At 67.4% G+C, this 17,567-nt stretch carries 15 protein-coding genes; 4 read left to right on the forward strand and 11 right to left on the reverse strand.

The window, feature by feature from the left end; all coding sequences use genetic code 11:
* Positions 1–153: 153 nt before the first annotated feature.
* From MMB92_RS30625 to argS, 5 genes are all read right to left on the reverse strand, one after another.
* Entirely contained in the window at positions 154–1,749 is a 1,596-nt protein-coding gene (locus MMB92_RS30625) for an ABC transporter substrate-binding protein (RefSeq protein WP_060214896.1), read from the reverse strand.
* A gap of 351 nt (positions 1,750–2,100) precedes the next feature.
* Complete coding sequence (locus MMB92_RS30630; protein WP_080324655.1) at positions 2,101–2,874, reverse strand: SDR family oxidoreductase; 774 nt, start codon at positions 2,872–2,874, stop codon at positions 2,101–2,103.
* Positions 2,875–2,893: 19 nt separating this feature from the next.
* Positions 2,894–3,532, reverse strand: coding sequence for a thiol:disulfide interchange protein DsbA/DsbL (locus MMB92_RS30635; protein ID WP_034201310.1), 639 nt, complete (start codon positions 3,530–3,532; stop codon positions 2,894–2,896).
* Positions 3,533–3,602: 70 nt separating this feature from the next.
* The gene (locus MMB92_RS30640; protein WP_080331733.1) at positions 3,603–4,493 is read right to left on the reverse strand and encodes an SPOR domain-containing protein; all 891 of its coding nucleotides are present in this window, start codon (positions 4,491–4,493) and stop codon (positions 3,603–3,605) included.
* A gap of 107 nt (positions 4,494–4,600) precedes the next feature.
* Entirely contained in the window at positions 4,601–6,382 is a 1,782-nt protein-coding gene (gene argS / locus MMB92_RS30645) for an arginine--tRNA ligase (RefSeq protein WP_006495432.1), read from the reverse strand.
* A 200-nt stretch (positions 6,383–6,582) separates the two neighbouring features.
* Between argS and MMB92_RS30650 the strand changes: the two genes are divergently transcribed.
* On the forward strand, positions 6,583–6,906 hold the full coding sequence (locus tag MMB92_RS30650; RefSeq protein ID WP_006489103.1) for a DUF1840 domain-containing protein: 324 nt from the start codon (positions 6,583–6,585) through the stop codon (positions 6,904–6,906).
* 307 nt (positions 6,907–7,213) lie between these two features.
* On the opposite strand, the gene MMB92_RS30655 is transcribed toward MMB92_RS30650, so the two are convergent.
* The 6 genes from MMB92_RS30655 to MMB92_RS30680 all read right to left on the reverse strand — a co-directional run bounded on the left by MMB92_RS30655 (position 7,214) and on the right by MMB92_RS30680 (position 14,767).
* Entirely contained in the window at positions 7,214–7,801 is a 588-nt protein-coding gene (locus tag MMB92_RS30655; protein ID WP_006495431.1) for a hypothetical protein, read from the reverse strand.
* Positions 7,802–7,980: 179 nt separating this feature from the next.
* Positions 7,981–10,698: a methionine synthase gene (gene metH / locus MMB92_RS30660; protein WP_006495430.1), complete on the reverse strand. Its 2,718-nt coding sequence runs from the start codon at positions 10,696–10,698 to the stop codon at positions 7,981–7,983.
* Positions 10,699–10,740: 42 nt separating this feature from the next.
* Positions 10,741–11,808, reverse strand: coding sequence for a homocysteine S-methyltransferase family protein (locus tag MMB92_RS30665; protein ID WP_277563156.1), 1,068 nt, complete (start codon positions 11,806–11,808; stop codon positions 10,741–10,743).
* 202 nt (positions 11,809–12,010) lie between these two features.
* Positions 12,011–12,268: a DUF3567 domain-containing protein gene (locus MMB92_RS30670; protein ID WP_006477667.1), complete on the reverse strand. Its 258-nt coding sequence runs from the start codon at positions 12,266–12,268 to the stop codon at positions 12,011–12,013.
* A gap of 258 nt (positions 12,269–12,526) precedes the next feature.
* A complete protein-coding gene (locus MMB92_RS30675; RefSeq protein ID WP_034201314.1) occupies positions 12,527–13,786 on the reverse strand; it encodes a DUF3108 domain-containing protein in 1,260 nt (419 codons plus the stop codon).
* A 114-nt stretch (positions 13,787–13,900) separates the two neighbouring features.
* On the reverse strand, positions 13,901–14,767 hold the full coding sequence (locus MMB92_RS30680; protein ID WP_006490900.1) for an IclR family transcriptional regulator: 867 nt from the start codon (positions 14,765–14,767) through the stop codon (positions 13,901–13,903).
* Positions 14,768–14,895: 128 nt separating this feature from the next.
* Here MMB92_RS30680 and MMB92_RS30685 point away from each other — a divergent pair, with 128 nt between their 5' ends.
* From MMB92_RS30685 to MMB92_RS30695, 3 genes are all read left to right on the forward strand, one after another.
* Positions 14,896–15,888: a fumarylacetoacetate hydrolase family protein gene (locus MMB92_RS30685; protein WP_006490901.1), complete on the forward strand. Its 993-nt coding sequence runs from the start codon at positions 14,896–14,898 to the stop codon at positions 15,886–15,888.
* 132 nt (positions 15,889–16,020) lie between these two features.
* On the forward strand, positions 16,021–16,848 hold the full coding sequence (locus MMB92_RS30690; RefSeq protein ID WP_034201315.1) for an enoyl-CoA hydratase/isomerase family protein: 828 nt from the start codon (positions 16,021–16,023) through the stop codon (positions 16,846–16,848).
* Between the two features lie 81 nt (positions 16,849–16,929).
* On the forward strand, positions 16,930–17,567 hold a 638-nt coding region (locus tag MMB92_RS30695; protein WP_277563157.1), incomplete at its 3' end, for a PhaM family polyhydroxyalkanoate granule multifunctional regulatory protein.

A 17,567-nucleotide genomic window follows, 5' to 3' on the forward strand; every position in this document is an offset into this window, starting at 1 on the left:
GTGCGTGGCACGGGCGGCGAAAACATTTTGGGAAGGCTTAGTTGTTCACTTTGGCTGGCGTCCGGTATGAGGAACAGGCGCGCAGTGTAGCAAGCACGCCGTGCGGGCCGCAAGCGGGCGGCGCGTGCGCCGTCGCTTGCGCGCCACGCACGGTTACTGCACGGCGACCGTCGTGAAGTTCTGTCGTCCGAACGGACTGACGTGATAGCCGCTCACGTTGGTGCGCGTGAGCGCGGCCGCGGTCGGGTAGCCGAGCGGAATCCACAGCGCCTGATCGTGGATGATCTTCTGCGCGCTTTCGTACAGCTTCGCGCGCTTGGCCTGGTCGGCGGTCGCCTTGCCGTCGGCGATCAGCTTGTCGAGCGGCGCATCGCAGAAGCGCGCGAAGTTGATGCCCGACTTCACCGCGTTGCAGCTGAACAGCGGCGACAGGTAGTTGTCCGGATCGCCGTTGTCGCCGGCCCAGCCCATGAACAGCATGTCATGCTGGCCGAGCTTCGCCTGCTTGATCAGCTCGCCCCATTCGATCACCTTGACCTCGGCCTTCACGCCGATCTTCGCGAGGTCGGCCTGCAGCAGTTCGGCGCCGACCTTCGGATTCGGATTCAGCACGCTGCCGGTCGGGCGCGTCCAGATCGTCGTCGAGAAGCCGTTCGGGAAGCCGGCCTGCGCGAGCAGTTGCTTCGCCTTCGCGGGATCGTGCGGGTACGGCGCGATGTCCTTCGCGTAGCTCCACGTGTTCGGCGGATACGGGTTGTTCGCGGCCGTCGCGGTGTTGTCGAACACGACCTTCAGGTAGGTCGCGCGGTCGAACGCGAGGTTCAGCGCCTCGCGTACCTTGTCGTTGTCGAGCGGCTTCTTCTGCGTGTTCAGCGCGACGAACGCGGTCATGAACGCGGGCGTCTGCACGACCTTCAGCGCGCTTTCGCCCTTCGCGGCGAGCACGTCCTGCGGCTTCGGCGACAGCGCGATCTGGCATTCGCCGGCCTTCACCTTCTGCAGGCGCACCGACGGGTCGGGCGTGATCGCATAGATCAGCCGGTCGACCTTCGGCTTCGGGCCCCAGTACGTCGGGTTCGCGTCGTAGCGGATCAGCGCGTCCTTCGTATAGCTCTTCAGCACGAACGGGCCGGTGCCGACCGGCTTCGCGTTCAGGTCGGCCTGCTTGCCGGCCTTCAGCAACTGGTCCGCATATTCGGCCGAGTAGATCGACGCGAAGCCCATCGTCAGGATCGGCACGAAGGTCGCGTTCGGCTCGTTCAGCACGAATTTCACCGTGCTGTCGTCGACCTTCGTGACCGACTTCACGAGCTTCACGAGGCCCATCGACTGCGCGTGCGGGAAGCCGCTCGCGCCGGCGACCTTGTGCCACGGGTTCGCATCGTCGAGCATCCGCGTGAACGTGAACACGACGTCGTCCGCATCGAGCGCGCGGCCCGGCTTGAAATAGTCGGTGGTCTGGAACGCGACGTTCGGGCGCAGGTGGAACGTGTACGTGAGGCCGTCGGCGCTGGCCTCCCATTTGTCCGCGAGCGCGGGCACGACCTTTTTCGCGGCCTCGTCGTAGGACACGAGCGTGTTGAAGATCACGTCGGCCGATGCATTGGTGGTGACGAGCGAGTTGTACTGCACGACGTCGAAGCCGTCCGGGCTCGATTCGGTGCAAACGGTGAGCGGCTTGGCGGCGGCGAGGCCGGGGGCGGCAAGGGCGGCGGCGATGGCGGCCGCGGCGAACAGCTTGACGTGCATAGGATCTCCCACGTGGCTTGTGTTTTTCGCTGGATGATGGAGGCAGGCGCGGCCTGGAAGCGGCAGGGCCGGCGCGGCTGGCGAATAGCATACCGTCAAAGCGCGCGACGCGTGAAAAAAGGCGCCGGAACGCGGCGAATTGGCCGAAAAACGGCTGCGTTCGCGACGGAACGGGTGTTGATGCGGCGAAAGGTGCGGTGGAGGCGGCGGGCGGGGCGGGCGCCGGGGCGGCGGAGCCGGCGGGCGGGGTGCGGCGAAGGTGCCGCGGCAGGTGTCGCAAAACCGGCGCGTCGACGCTCCGGCGCAGCGATACGGCCCGGCGCGTGTCGCGCGGGCCGCGTCGGCGGAGCGTCAGTGCACGCCGGCCTTCGGCTTGCGCGGCGCCTTTTCGAACAGGCGGTCGTACAGCCAGCGCGGCAGCACGTGCAGCACCTTCGCGACGACGCCCATCTGCCACGGAATCACGCGGAACGCGTGCTGCCGGGCGATCGCCTGCGCCGCCCGTGCGGCGAAGCGGTCGGCGTCCATCAGGAACGGCATCCGGTACGGGTTGTGCGCGGTCATCGGCGTGCGAATGTAGCCGGGCGCGATCGTCACGACGCCGACGCCGGCCGGACGCAGCTCGACGCGCAGCGCTTCGAGATACTTGATCGCGGCCGACTTCGACGCGCTGTACGCGCCGGAGCCGGGCAGCCCGCGCACGCCGGCGACGCTCGCGACGCCGACCAGCGTGCCGTGGCGCGCGGCCGTCATCGGGCCGACGAACGGCTCGAACGTCGCGACCATCCCGTAGTAGTTGATGTCCATCACGTCGCGGAACGCCGCGAGATCGCCCTGGCCAGTGACGGCGCCCTGGCTGATGCCTGCGTTTGCGATCACGACGTCCGGGCAGCCGTGCGTCGCGATGAACGACGCGGCGGCCGTCGCGAGCGCATCGGCGTCGCGCACGTCGGCGGAATAGACGGAGATGGACAGCTTCGGGAAACGCCGCGCGAACGCATCGAGTGCATCGGTGCGCCGCGCGACGAGCGCGAGCGTGGCGCCCTGGCGGGCGTATTCCTCGGCCATCGCGAGGCCGAGGCCGCTCGACGCGCCGGTGATGAAGACCTTCAGCGGAGTAGTCATGCCGGCGCGCGGGCGGGGATCAGAGCTTCTTGTCCTGGACCTGCTTCACGAGGAAGTCGAGCACCTGGGCGGTACCCGGGATGCTGTTCGTGTAAGCGGGGCCCGTCTTGTACTTGCCCTGGACGACCACCGTCGGCACGCCGTCGATCGCGTAGTCCTTCAGCAGCTTGGCCGACTGGTTCACCTCGCCCTGCACGCTGAACGAGTTGTACGCGTCCATGAACTTCTTCTTGTCGACGCCCTGCGTGGCCAGGAAGTCGGCCTGCGCCTGCGGCGTCAGCAGGTAGTTCTTCTGCTTGTGGATCGCGTTGAAGATCGCCGGCGTGACCTTCTCGGAGATGCCGAGCGCGGACACCGCGTAGTACAGCTTCGAGTGCGGGACGAAATCGTCACGGAATGCGACCGGCACGCGCTTGAAGTCGATGTTGTTGCCCTGCTTCTTCACCCAGGCCTCGATCGTCGGCTCGAATTCGTAGCAGTGCGGGCAGCCGTACCAGAAGAACTCGATCACCTCGACCTTGCCGGCCGGCGCGGATACCGGCTGCGGCGACTTCATCACCTCGAAGTCCTTGCCGGCGGCCGGTGCGGCGGGCGAAGCCTGTGCGAGGCCGGCGGCCAGGCCCAGGGACAGAAGGAGCGTGCTAAGCAGTTTTTTCATGTTGTGAACGTCGAATCAGTTGCTCGGGTTACGGAACGTAACGGGTTCTGCGTGGGCTCGGCCGGTTGGCTTACTGCTTCGTGAAGCGGATCACCGCCGTGTCGACACCTGCATCGGACAGGCGCTGACGGGCCGAGTTCATATCCTCGAACTTTGAGAACGGGCCGACGCGCACGCGGAAATAGGTCACGCCGCTGACGTCGCGCTTCGACACCTTCGATTCGAAGCCCTGGAAGCCGAGGCGCGCGCGCTGCTGCTCGGCATCGCCTTCCGTCTTGTATGCGCCGACCTGCAGGAAGTAGCCGGTGTTCGCGTCGTTCGCGGTCGGCGGCTTCGCTGCCGCTGCGGCCGTGGCCGACGACGTCGGCTTCGGCGTGTTCGCGGCCTGCTGCTGTTGCTGCTGCTTTTGCGCGGCGGCTTGCTGCGCCTGCTTCTGCGCGGCGAAGCGGGCGAGGTCGTCCTCGCCGCCTTGCTGCTGTTGCTGCGCCTGTTGCGTCTTCTTCGGCGGCGGCGTGGTGTCGGCCGGCTTCGGTGCGACGGCGACGCCGTTGCCCGACGACGGATTGTTCGACGCGGTGGTGTTGCTCGAGCCGGTCGCGCCGTTCGTGTTACCCGACGGCGGCACTTCGACGATCTGCGGTTCGGGCAGCAGGCCGCCCTGGGTCTGGTTCGCGGCCTGGCCCGGCGCGGTGTTCGGCGGGGCGGGCTGCGCGGCTTGCGGCACCGGCTGGCCGGGCGTCTTGCCCTGCAGCGCGCGGTTCGGATCGAACTGCTGCGGCTGGCTTGCGCCGTTGTCGGCCGGCGGCGGCGCGACCTTCGATACGAACGGCGACGGCGAACGCGTGATATAGAGCGCCACCACCACGGCGATCGCGAGGCCGACGATCAGGCCCAGCACGATTCCAAGAAATGTCCCTCCGGCTTGTTTCGATTGCTTCGACGTTCGGCGTGGTTGTGCCATTGCTTGAGTCACCTGCAAAAAGAATCGTGAAAAGGCCGAGGCAGGCTCTCCTGCGGCGGGCGCTGCCGCGGCCATTCGCTGCCCGGTTCGGGGCCGCGCTTACATCCTTACATCTTGGCGGGTGCGGACACGCCGAGCACCGCCAGGCCGTTCTCGAGCACCTGCCGGGTCGCGGCGAGCAGCGCGGCGCGCGCATTGCGCGGCGCTGCGTCGTCGACCAGCACGCGCTCCGCATTGTAGAACGAGTGGAATTCGCCAGCGAGATCGCGCAGGTAGAACGCGACCGCGTGCGGCGCCAGCTCGTTCGCCGCGTGCGTGAGCATGTCCGGATACTCGGCCAGCTTCTGCATCAGCGATGTCGCCTGCGCGCTCGTCAGTTGCGACAGGTCGGCGCCCGGCAGTTGCGCGACGTCGACGTTGTAGCGCGACTTCAGTTCGTTGAGCACCGAGCAGATCCGCGCATGCGCGTACTGGACGTAATAGACCGGGTTTTCGTCGTTCTGTTTCAGCGCGAGGTCGATGTCGAACACGAACTCGGTATCGGCCTTGCGCGAGATCAGGAAGAAACGCACCGCGTCGCGGCCGCGCGTGATGGTCGCCTCGTCGATCAGGTCGGGGGCCGCTTCCTGGCCCGCCGCCGCGCCGCCCGACCATTCGATCAGGTCGCGCACCGTCACGTAGCTGCCCGCGCGCTTCGAGATCTTCACTTCCTGGCCGTCGCGCATCACCGTGACCATCTTGTGCAGCACGTAGTCGGGATAGCCTTTCGGGATCCCGATGTGCAGCCCCTGCAGGCCGGCGCGCACGCGCGCGATCGTGCCGTGGTGGTCCGAACCCTGGATGTTGATCACCTTCGTGAAGCCGCGCTCCCACTTCGTCACGTGGTACGCGACGTCCGGCACGAAGTACGTGTACGTGCCGTCCGACTTGCGCATCACGCGATCCTTGTCGTCGCCTTCGTCGGTCGTGCGCAGCCACAGCGCGCCGTCCTGCTCGTAGGTCATGCCGGCCTTGACCAGCGCGTCGACCGTCTTCTCGACGCGACCTTCGCTGTACAGCGACGATTCGAGGTAGTACTGGTCGAATTTCACGCCGAACGCCTGCAGGTCCATGTCCTGCTCGCGACGCAGGTACGTGACCGCGAACTTGCGGATCGCGTCGAGATCCTCGACGTCGCCCGTGCCCTTGACCGGCTCGCCGTCCGAGGCGGCGACCGTTTCGCCGTTCAGGTAGTCGCGCGCGATGTCGGCGATGTACTCGCCGTTGTACGCGGCTTCCGGCCAGCCCGCGTCGCCCGGCTTCAGGCCGCGCGCGCGCGCCTGCGTCGAGATCGCCAGGTTGCCGATCTGCACGCCCGCGTCGTTGTAGTAGAACTCGCGGTGCACCGCGTAGCCCTGGCTCGCGATCACGTTCGCGAGCACGTCGCCGAGCGCGGCCTGGCGGCCGTGGCCGACGTGCAGCGGGCCGGTCGGGTTGGCCGACACGAATTCGAGCAACACCTGCTTGCCCTTCTCGCGATCCGACGTGCCGAACGCGCGGCCCTGGTCGAACACGGCGGCGATCACGGCCTGCTTCGCGGCGGCCGACAGGCGCAGGTTGATGAAGCCGGGGCCGGCGATCTCGGCGGCTTCGACGAGGCCTTGCGCGGCCGGCTGCGCGGTGAGGGCGGCGACGATCTGCTCGGCGAGCTGGCGCGGGTTCGTGCCGAGCGGCTTCGCGAGCTGCATCGCGACGTTGCACGCGACGTCGCCGTGCGCGGCGACCTTCGGGCGCTCCAGCGTGATGGCCGGGGCGACGAATGCTGCGTCGGCGCCTTTCAGCGCGTGTGCGACCTGCTTGACGCTATCCGCGAGCAGGGCTTCGAGGGTCTGTTTGTGTGCTGGCAGCATGCTGGTAGAAGGCTTCGTTGGTGGCGGCCGGAAACGCCGGCCCGCCGGCACGCTTTTTAAGCGCGCGTTTCAGGGATCGCAGAATTTTAACAGGTGCTAATATGCCGCTCAGGCGGCCCGCGTCCGCGAGGCCGGACGCCGGTCTGCCGGCGTTCCCCAACCGCGCCGCGCAGGCACAACAAGATGAAAAGGGAATTGTCATGATTACGTTCAAGAGCAAGGCGGCACAGGATCTCGACGTGCTGAAGGATTTCGCCGTGTATGTGCTGGGTCTCGTCGGCAAGCAGCTGGGCGAGCGCGGTGTGATTACGCACGACGAACTGGACCACGCGATCGCCAAGCTGGAAGGCGCGGTCGCGCAGGCGAAGCAGGAACGCGCCGAGCACGCCGGCCATTTCCATGAGGACGAAGCCGACCACGCGCACCACGAAGTGCCGCCGAGCCTGGCCCAGCGCGTCGCGCCGTTCCTGACGATGCTGCGCGAAGCGAAGGCCGGCCAGGCCGACGTCCACTGGGGCTTCTGAGCTTCCCTTGCTTGGCGGATCGAAAGGTTCGCCAGACAGGAAAAAGCCCGCTTTCGAGCGGGCTTTTTCTTTTGTCTGATGAAAGTTGCGCTCAGCGGAAGGCGGGCGCGAAATCGGGGCGGCAGCGTGGCACTTGCCTTGACCGAAAGATGAAATTCCTTATAATTCAACGCAAGACTATGTGAAAGCGGGTGCGAAAACATAGCGCCGCCCGGACAACCGGGTCCCACCTGGAGTGGGTATTTCGTCGAAAGACGGAAAGAGAATCCCGCATGCGACGGCTGCCGAAAGGCGGCCGTTGGTTTTTCTACGCCCGGATCTTGCGGCCTTCCAGGCTCGCGCGCAGCAACGTGCGCAACGCGACTTTCCGGGCTTCCCGCTGGCGCCGGTTCAGGCCGCCGTCCAGCATGTAGGCCGACTGTACGCGCAGGATGAGCCGGCGTTTCCTGATCCGGTCCTTCGACACCTCGAAGAACACGGCATACACGCGTTGCGTGCCGTCCGATGCGACCGCCTCCACCGTGACGAAATTGGGTTGCCGTTCATCCGCGACGACGATCCGGCGCGTCGCCAGCCCCACGATCACGCCGCGCAACAGCTCCCGTGACGCGCGATACCGGTCCGCGCAAAGCACGCGTGTCTCGCGGCCGTCGTCGTAGATCTCGCCGTCCGGAATGGTGTCGCGGCTGCGTCCGTCCCATTTGAAGCTGCGTGTGAAGCAGTGACACGAGAACAGGACAAGAACCGTCACATCGAAGCCGGTTTCCAGATCGCAGGTGAAGGTCAATGGACGCAGATGGTCCAGATCCCAGCGCTCGCCGCGGTAAATCGTCGGCGGGAACGGGCTTGCGCTGTCCGCTGGCGTTTCGGTGATCCGGATCTCGAAGGTCGACATGGCGGGAATGATTTAGAGAGAAGGGCGCGTCATGTCGCCCACGCGCGTTGGCCCGAAAGCTCGGCGTTACAGCGGCTTCGATCTTGATTATTGAGATTAGGTATCCTGATGAATTGAGCTGTTGTGCGACGCGCCCCTGGATCGGGGCGCGTGGTGATGGAAGCGGTAGGTCGACGCGGTTACAGTTGCGGCGCGAGCGCGCGACGTGCGTCGTCGAGCGACAGCGCCATGCGCCGCGCATAGTCCTCGAGCTGATCCTGCCCGATTTTGCCGACCGAGAAGTAGCGGCTGTCCGGATGCGCGAGGTAGAAGCCCGACACGCTCGCCGCCGGCAGCATCGCCAGCGAGTCGGTCACGCTCATGCCGATCTCGTCCGCGTGCAGCACGTCGAACATGTCGCGCTTCACGAGGTGGTCCGGGCAGGCCGGGTAGCCGGGCGCCGGGCGGATGCCCGCGTACTTCTCGGCGATCAGCGCGTCGTTGTCGAGCGTCTCGCCGCTCGCATAGCCCCACAGCTCGCGCCGCACGCGCGCGTGCATCGCTTCGGCGAACGCTTCGGCGAAACGGTCGGCGAGCGCCTTCAGCATGATCGCGCTGTAGTCGTCATGGTCGGCTTCGAACTGCTTTTCCTTCGCGTCGACGCCGAGGCCGGCCGTCACCGCGAACATCCCGATGTAGTCGGCCACACCCGATTCCTTCGGCGCGATGAAATCGGCGAGCGAGCGGTTCGGCCGCATCACGCCGTCGACCACCGGGCGCACGCTCTGCTGGCGCAGGTTGCGCCACGTGAGCAGCACCTCGGAGCGCGACTCGTCGCTGTAGATCTCGATGTCGTCGTCATTGACGGTGTTCGCCGGCAGCAGCGCGATCACGCCGTTCGCGGTCAGCCAGCGGCCCTGGATCAGGCGCGCGAGCATCGACTTGGCGTCGGAGAACACGCGCCGCGCCGATTCGCCGACGATCTCGTCGTTCAGGATCGCCGGGTACGGGCCCGCGAGATCCCAGGTCTGGAAGAACGGACCCCAGTCGATGTAGTTCGCGAGCTCGTTCAGGTCGTAGTTCCTGAACACGCGGCGGCCGATGAACTTCGGCTTGACCGGCTGGTAGCCGGCCCAGTCGATCTTGGTCTTGTTCGCGCGCGCGTCGGCGAGCGTGACCATCGGCTGCTGCTTGCGGTTCGCATGCTGGTCGCGGATGCGTTCGTAGTCGGACTTCAGCTCGTCGAGATACTTTGCCGCGCCTTCGTCGGACAGCAGGTTCGACGCGACCGACACCGAGCGCGACGCATCCGGCACGTAGACGACCGGGCCTTCGTAGTGCGGCGCGATCTTCACCGCCGTGTGCACGCGCGACGTCGTGGCGCCGCCGATCAGCAGCGGAATCTTCTTCACGCGGAAGTAGTCGTCGCGCTGCATTTCGGACGCGACGTACGCCATTTCCTCGAGGCTCGGCGTGATGAGGCCCGACAGCCCGATGATGTCCGCGCCTTCGACCTTCGCCTTCGCGAGGATCTCGTTGCACGGGACCATCACGCCCATGTTGACCACTTCGAAGTTGTTGCACTGGAGCACGACCGACACGATGTTCTTGCCGATGTCGTGCACGTCGCCCTTCACGGTCGCGATGACGATCTTGCCCTTCGCGCGCACGTCGCCGCCCGCTTCCGCGAGCAGCCGCTTTTCTTCCTCGATGAACGGGATCAGGTGCGCGACCGCCTGCTTCATCACGCGCGCCGACTTCACGACCTGCGGCAGGAACATCTTGCCCTGGCCGAACAGGTCGCCGACGATGTTCATCCCGTCCATCAGCGGGCCTTCGATCACGTTGATCGGACGGCCGCCGGCCGCGGCGATCTTCGCGCGCACTTCTTCGGTATCCTCGACGATGAAGGTCGTGATGCCGTGCACCAGCGCGTGCGAGAGCCGCTTCTCGACCGGCTGGTTGCGCCACTCGAGGTTCTCTTCCTTCTTCGCGCCGCCCACCTTGAACTTGTCGGCGATCTCGAGCAGGCGATCGGTCGAATCCGCGCGGCGGTTCAGGATCACGTCCTCGACGCGCTCGCGCAGCTCCGCGTCGAGATCGGCGTACACGCCGAGCTGGCCCGCGTTCACGATGCCCATGTCCATCCCGGCCTGGATCGCGTGATACAGGAACACGGTGTGGATCGCCTCGCGCACCGGGTCGTTGCCGCGGAACGAGAACGACACGTTCGACACGCCGCCGCTCACCTTCGCATGCGGCAGGTTCTGCTTGATCCAGCGGGTCGCCTCGATGAAGTCGACCGCGTAGTTGTTGTGCTCCTCGATGCCCGTCGCGACCGCGAAGATGTTCGGGTCGAAGATGATGTCTTCCGGCGGGAAGCCGACTTCGTTCACGAGGAAGTCGTACGAGCGCTTGCAGATCTCGGTCTTGCGCGCGTAGGTATCGGCCTGGCCGGTCTCGTCGAACGCCATCACGACCGCGGCCGCGCCGTAGCGGCGGATCAGGTTCGCGTGGTGGCGGAACGCGTCCTCGCCTTCCTTCAGCGAGATCGAGTTCACGATCGCCTTGCCCTGCACGCACTTGAGGCCGGCTTCGATCACGTCCCACTTCGACGAGTCGATCATGATCGGCACGCGCGCGATGTCCGGCTCCGACGCGATCAGGTTCAGGAAGCGCACCATCGCCGCCTTCGAATCGAGCATCGCCTCGTCCATGTTGACGTCGATCACCTGCGCGCCGTTCTCGACCTGCTGGCGCGCGACGGCGAGCGCCTCGTCGAACTGGCCGTTGAGGATCATCCGTGCGAACGCCTTCGAGCCGGTGACGTTGGTGCGTTCACCGACGTTGATGAAGAGCGTCCCGGGCGTGACGTTGAACGGCTCGAGGCCGGCAAGGCGCATCATGTGATCGGTCATGGCGGTGCGAATTCTTTTAAGGAAGGACGTGAGGCGGTCGGGTCAGGCGTTGTCGCTGTACTGGTTCGGCCAGCGGCGCGGCTTCACGCCGGCGAGCGCCTTCGCGATCTCGGCGATGTGCTCGGGCGTCGTGCCGCAGCAGCCGCCCGCGAGGTTCACGAGCCCGGCCTGCGCGAACTCCTTCAGCAGGCCCGACGTGACATCGGGGGTTTCGTCGAAACCGGTGTCGCTCATCGGGTTCGGCAGGCCCGCGTTCGGGTAGCACGACACGTAGGTGTCGCACAGCTTCGCGAGCTCGGCGATGTACGGGCGCATCAGCGCCGCGCCGAGCGCGCAGTTCAGGCCGAACGTGAGCGGCTTCGCGTGGCGCAGCGAATTCCAGAACGCCTCGACGGTCTGGCCCGACAGGATCCGGCCCGACGCATCGGTGACGGTGCCCGAGATCATGATCGGCAGGCGCTCGCCGGTGTCCTCGAACAGCTCGTCGAGCGCGAACAGCGCGGCCTTGGCGTTCAGCGTGTCGAAGATCGTCTCGACGAGGAACAGGTCGACGCCGCCGTCGAGCAGCGCCTTCGCCTGCTGGTAGTACGCCGTGCGCAGCTCGTCGAACGTGACGTTGCGGGCGCCCGGATCGTTGACGTCCGGCGAGATGCTGGCCGTCTTCGGCGTCGGTCCGATCGCGCCGGCGACGAAGCGCGGCTTGTCCGGCGTCGCGTATTTCGCGGCCGATTCGCGCGCGAGCTTCGCCGATGCGACGTTCATCTCGACGACGAGATCTTCCATCCCGTAGTCGGCCTGCGCGACGGTCGTCGCGCCGAACGTGTTGGTTTCGACGATGTCGGCGCCGGCCGCGAAGTACTGATCGTGGATCTCGCTGATGATCTGCGGCTGCGTGAGCGACAGCAACTCGTTGTTGCCCTTGATGTCGCGCGGGAAATCCTTGAAGCGCTCGCCGCGATACGCGGCTTCGTCGAGCTTGTAGCGCTGGATCATCGTGCCCATCGCGCCGTCGAGGATCAGGATGCGCGATTTCAGCAGCGCGGGCAGGGCGGCGCCGCGCGTGTAGCGCGCGTCGAGCGGGGCGGAAGCGGCGAGGGGAGTCGCAGACATGGGCGGAAGACCGGCGAAGACGGAAAACCGTCATTGTAGCCGGTGCGTCAAGCGGTCGCCGACCCTCGCCGCGCCGGCCGGACGGCCCGTCAAATGAAAGCCCCCGCAGGCGAACCGGACGGGGGCAGGATCGGAGTGCACGCGGCGCCGCGTCGATGCGCGGCGAATGGCCCGGCCGCGTGACGCGCCGGGCCGCGAATCGTCAGTGCAGCACGACGGGCATCATCATCAGACTGTCGAATTGTCCGAGGAATTCGTCGACTTCGTCGAGCGACGGTTCATCCTCGATCAGCTGCTTCACGTGCGCGCGGAATCGTTCGGCAAGTTCGCCGTCGATGAAGATTTCGCGCTGCGCGTTCTTGTCGACGATTTCGTATCCGCCGGCATTCATCAGGTGATGGCCGGCCTGCGGCGCAAATTCGACGACGCAGTAGTTGGGGCTGTTGTAGATCATTTGCATGGCGGCACTCCTCTTCGCAGTGGCATCTGGCCTTGTTGTCCCCTAGGTGGGGCGAGCCTTGCCGGTTTCAAGGGGCTTGCGCTGCACACCCCGTTCTCCCGTTTGCGTGGGGTGTATCGGTTAGAAGCCGATGTCTATCAAACGTTTCTTATTGTGAGCCGGTGGACTGAAATAGTTGTTAAAGAGTGTCATCGGCCATTTTCGGGAAATCTGTAATCGGTCGAAATTGCCGATTCGTGCGCGTTCATGTGCGCGCGTTCACTGTGTGACAGTCGATGACGCCGGTGGTTGCACGGCGGCGGGCGGCGTGGAGGGCGCGGGTTCCGCGGGCGGCACGGCCGATGCATCCAGTGCCGGAGCGCCGGCGGGCGCGTTCGTTGCGCCGCTGGGCGCGGCGTCGGCAGGCACGTTCGGTGCGGCGAGCCGGCCGTGCCACAGCAGTTCGATCTGCGCCCCGTTCGGCTCGCTCTGCACGAGCCGCGCGGGCAGCCAGCCGAGCGACGGCGCGAGCCACATGTCGATGCGGCGCGTGTCGCCGTCGCGGCGCGGCAGGCGCATGAAGTGCCGCGCCGCGACGATGCCGGCCTGCGTCTGCACCTGTTCGTCGCCGATCACGGTGATCGGCCAGGTCTCGCCGCTGTTGTTGTCGATCACGAAGAACTGCTGCGTGACGCCCGGCTTGTAGGCGGCGGGATTGCCGCGCACGAGCCCCGACAACTGCATCAGCATGCTGAAGCGGTCCTGCACGCCGTCCGGCAGCGGCGCGTTGTTCGGCGTGCGCGTGAATACGACCTGCCGGATCTCGCGGTTGAAGATCGCGATGTCTTCCGGCCGCTTGCCGCGCTTCTCGACGTAACGATCGGGTGCGACGCCGAACGCGTCGATGCGGCCTTCGCTGCGATAGGTGAACGGGCCGACGAACGGCACCGGCATCGACACCGACAAGTCGTAGGTATGCCCGTCGGTGCGCCAGTGGATCGTGCCGATCATGTTCTGCATGCCGTTGTAGAACGTGTCGTACTGCAGGTCGCCGGACGGCGGCGCCGCGAACTTCACGCCGCTCGTCGCGGGGCCCGGTGTCGCGGCGCTGGCGCCCGCGGCCGATGCGGCGTGCGCACCCGAAGCCCCCGGTGTGCCGCTCGCCGCGGACGCGGCGGCAGCCGGCGGTTCGCCGTGCTCGGCGGTCTGCGTCGACGTGAGGACCGGCTCGTGCGACGGCGCGGGTTTCGGCGGGGCCACCTTCGGTGCGGCGGCCTTGGGCGCCGCCGATTCGGCCGGACGTTCGACCGGTTTCGGCGCCGGCGGGGCCGGCTGACGCTCGATCGGTTGCGGTTTCAGCAGCTCGATCTGCACCGGGATCTCCGTGGCCGGCGGCGGCGTGAACGATTCGCGGTTGCGCATCAGCCAGAACCCGGCGAGCGCATGCAGCACCAGCACGGCGACGAGCGCGACGCCCACGCGCAGCCAGCGGCGGGGCAGGGCGTGACGCGGGCGAAGATCGGCAGGCTGCATGGGCATCGGAACAGGGTCGGGGCGCTGGCGTGACGTCGGGCGCGCGGCGCGCGCCACAGGAATCGGACCGTCGGATGGGCCGCGCGTTCGCGATGCGTGACGTGGCGTGAACCGGATGCGTCAGGCGTCGCGTGCGTCGGGACTATAGCCGAGTTCGTAAGACAGTTTCTGCGCGCAGGCGCGCAGCGCGGTGTCGATCTCGCCGCCCCATGCGATGTCGAACGAGCCTTCCTGGCCGAGCGCGACGATCGCGAGCGCGAGTTCGCCGACCGCGTCGAACACCGGCATGCAGAACGCATGGATCGTCGGCAGCAGCATCCCTTCGACGCGCGCGGCCTGGTGCTGGCGCACGTCGGCGAGCACCGTCTCGACTTCGTCGAGGGTGCGCGGGCCGCCGTGGTGTGGCGAGCGGCGCGTATCGGCGAGTTCGCGCTCCAGCATCGCGGCGGTCTTGCTGCGCGGCAGGTATGCGGCGAACAGCAAGCCCGTCGCGGAGCCGAGCAGCGGCATCACGTCGCCGAGCTTCAGCGACGCCTTCGCCGGATGGCTCGATTCCATCCAGTGCACGATCGTCGGCCCCTGGTTGCCCCACACCGCGATGCCGACCGTCTGGTCGAGGCGGTCGCGGAATTCGGTGAGCGCGATCCGCGCGAGCTTCACGCCGTCGACGCGCGCGAGCCGCGCGAGCCCCATTTGCAGCGCGAAGCCGCCCAGCTCGTAGCGGCCCGAGACCGGGTCCTGCGACACGACGCCGAGCCGCGAGAAGCTGACCAGATAGCGATGCGCCTTCGCCGGGCTCATGCCCGCGCGCTGCGCGAGATCGCGCAGCATCATCGCGCGCGGCTCGCTCGTCAGCACGTCGAGCAGGCGGAAGCCGACCTCGATCGACTGGATGCCGGAGCGGACCTTCTCGCCGGGTTCGCCGGAGGCGGCGTCGTCGGTATCGGAGTCGGCGAGATCGTCGTCGGGAAGCAGGCTGGCGGGCATGGGCAGCGGGTGCGCGAAAATGCGACAGGAAACGGGGCGAAAACGGCGTGCGCGATCGTGGCGCGCCGCAGGGATTCACCATCGTAAAATAGATTCCCTCCATCGTCACTACAACGGCAGATCCCCCTATGAAACTTGCTTCGCTGAAGGACGGCACGCGCGACGGCCAGCTGATCGTCGTGTCGCGCGACCTGCACACCGCGGCGATTGCCGATGCGATCGCGCCGACGCTGCAGCGCGTCCTCGACGACTGGGCGTTCTACGCGCCGCAACTGCGCGACCTGTACGACGCGCTGAACCACGGCCGCGCGCGCAACGCGTTCGCGTTCGACCCGGCCAACTGCATGGCGCCGCTGCCGCGCGCGTTCCAGTGGGCCGACGGCTCCGCGTACGTGAATCACGTCGAGCTCGTGCGCCGTGCGCGCGGCGCGGAGATGCCGCCCGAGTTCTGGACCGATCCGCTGATGTACCAGGGCGGCAGCGACGATTTCCTGGGCGCGCGCGACGACGTCGTGTGCCCGTCCGAGGAATGGGGCATCGATTTCGAGGCGGAAGTCGCGGTGATCACCGGCGACGTGCCGATGAGCGCGTCGCCCGACGACGCGCTGAAGGCCGTGCGGCTCGTCACGCTCGTGAACGACGTGTCGCTGCGCAACCTGATTCCGGCCGAACTCGCGAAGGGTTTCGGCTTCTTCCAGAGCAAGCCGGCCACCGCGTTCGCGCCGGTCGCCGTCACGCCCGACGAGCTCGGCGACGCGTGGCGCGAAGGCCGCGTGCACCGCCCGATGATCGTCCACTGGAACGGCAAGAAGGTCGGCCAGCCCGACGCGGGCACCGACATGGTGTTCCACTTCGGCCAGTTGATCGCGCACGCGGCGAAGACGCGCAACCTGCGTGCCGGCTCGATCGTCGGCTCCGGTACGGTCTCGAACAAGGACGCGAAGCGCGGCTACTGCTGCATCGCCGAGAAGCGCTGCCTCGAGACGATCGAGCACGGCGCGCCGCAGACCGAATTCATGCGCTACGGCGACACCGTGCGCATCGAGATGTTCGACGCGGCCGGCAAGTCGATCTTCGGCGCGATCGAGCAGTCGGTCGCGCCGCCCGACGGCGCGGCGTAAGCGGCGCGGGGCAAGCAACGCAGCGGCGAAACCCGGCTTCGGCCCGCGCGCCGGGTTTCGCCCGATGTTTGACCGCGCGGGCTTGGCTACACTCGATTCAGGCGTTCGAGCGCCTCGCACAAGGAGCAGCAGATGGCCGATCTTGCCGCGTACGGCGGTTACGAAGCACTGAAGGTGACGCGCCGCGACCATGGCGTGCTCGACATCGTGATGAGCGGCGAGGGCGCGAACCGCAGCGGCCTCGCGACCGCGAACGCGCGCATGCATCGCGAGCTCGCCGACATCTGGCGCGACGTCGATCGCGATCCCGACACGCGCGTCGCGGTGATCCGCGGCGAAGGCAAGGGCTTTTCGGCGGGCGGCGATCTCGCGCTCGTCGAGGACATGGCGAACGATTTCGACGTGCGCGCCCGCGTGTGGCGCGAGGCGCGCGACCTCGTCTACAACGTGATCAATTGCAGCAAGCCGATCGTGTCGGCTATGCATGGCCCGGCCGTCGGCGCGGGGCTCGTCGCCGGGCTGCTCGCCGACATCTCGATCGCCGCGAAGGATGCGCGCATCATCGACGGCCACACGCGGCTCGGCGTCGCGGCCGGCGATCACGCGGCGATCGTGTGGCCGCTCTTGTGCGGGATGGCGAAGGCGAAGTACTACCTGATGCTGTGCGAGCCCGTGAGCGGCGAGGAGGCCGAGCGGATCGGCCTGGTGTCGCTCGCGGTCGAGCCGGCCGACCTGCTGCCGAAGGCATACGAAGTGGCCGAGCGGCTCGCGCACGGTTCGCAGTCGGCGATCCGCTGGACCAAGTACGCGCTGAACAACTGGCTGCGCACGGCCGGCCCGACCTTCGATACGTCGCTCGCGCTCGAATTCATGGGTTTTTCGGGGCCCGACGTGCGGGAGGGCATCCGTTCGCTGCGCGAGCGGCGCCCGCCCGCGTTCCCCGGCGAGGCGCCGTTCTGACGTGCGCGCTATGATCGAATCACGCGCGGCTGCGCGACGCACGGCGGCCGCCTCGCTCCCCCAGTCAACCAGGATGCCCGTATGACGACCGATGCCTCCGGCGCCAACCCTTTCGCCGGCTTTGCCGGGTTCCAGCCCGCCGACATGATGGACCGGATGTGGGACATGATCCGGATGTCGCCGTTCGGCGGGATGGCGCCGTTTCCGGGCGCCACGCACGGGCTGCCGCCGTCGCTGTCGAGCATGTCCGACATGATGTCGCCGCTCACGAACGTCGAGGAGCTCGACAAGCGGATCACCGATCTGCGCGCGGTCGAGCAATGGCTGAAGCTCAATCTGGGGATGCTGCAGTCCGCGATCCAGGCGCTCGAGGTGCAGCGCGCGACGCTCGCGACGCTGCGTGCGTTCGGCGCGTTCGCGCAAAGCTCGATGTCGGCGGCCGAGGAAGCGGCCGTGGCCGCCGCCCAGGCCGCGAAGCCCGCGTCGGCGGGCGAGCCCGCGCCCGATGCCGCGGCGTCCGCGGGGGATGCGCCGGCGGGCGACCCCGCGCAGCAGCCGTTCGATCCGGCCGGCTGGTGGAACCTGCTGCAGACGCAATTCAATCAGCTCGCGAGCCTCGCGATGGCGCAGCCGGGCATGCAGCCTGCCGCGCCGGGCGCCGCGCCGCCGGACGCCGCCGCGCCGGAGCCGGCCGCGAAGCCGGCCGGGGTCGCTGCCGC

Origin of the sequence: Burkholderia sp. IO2 (genome assembly GCF_029522185.1) — a bacterium.
Lineage (GTDB): Bacteria > Pseudomonadota > Gammaproteobacteria > Burkholderiales > Burkholderiaceae > Burkholderia > Burkholderia cenocepacia.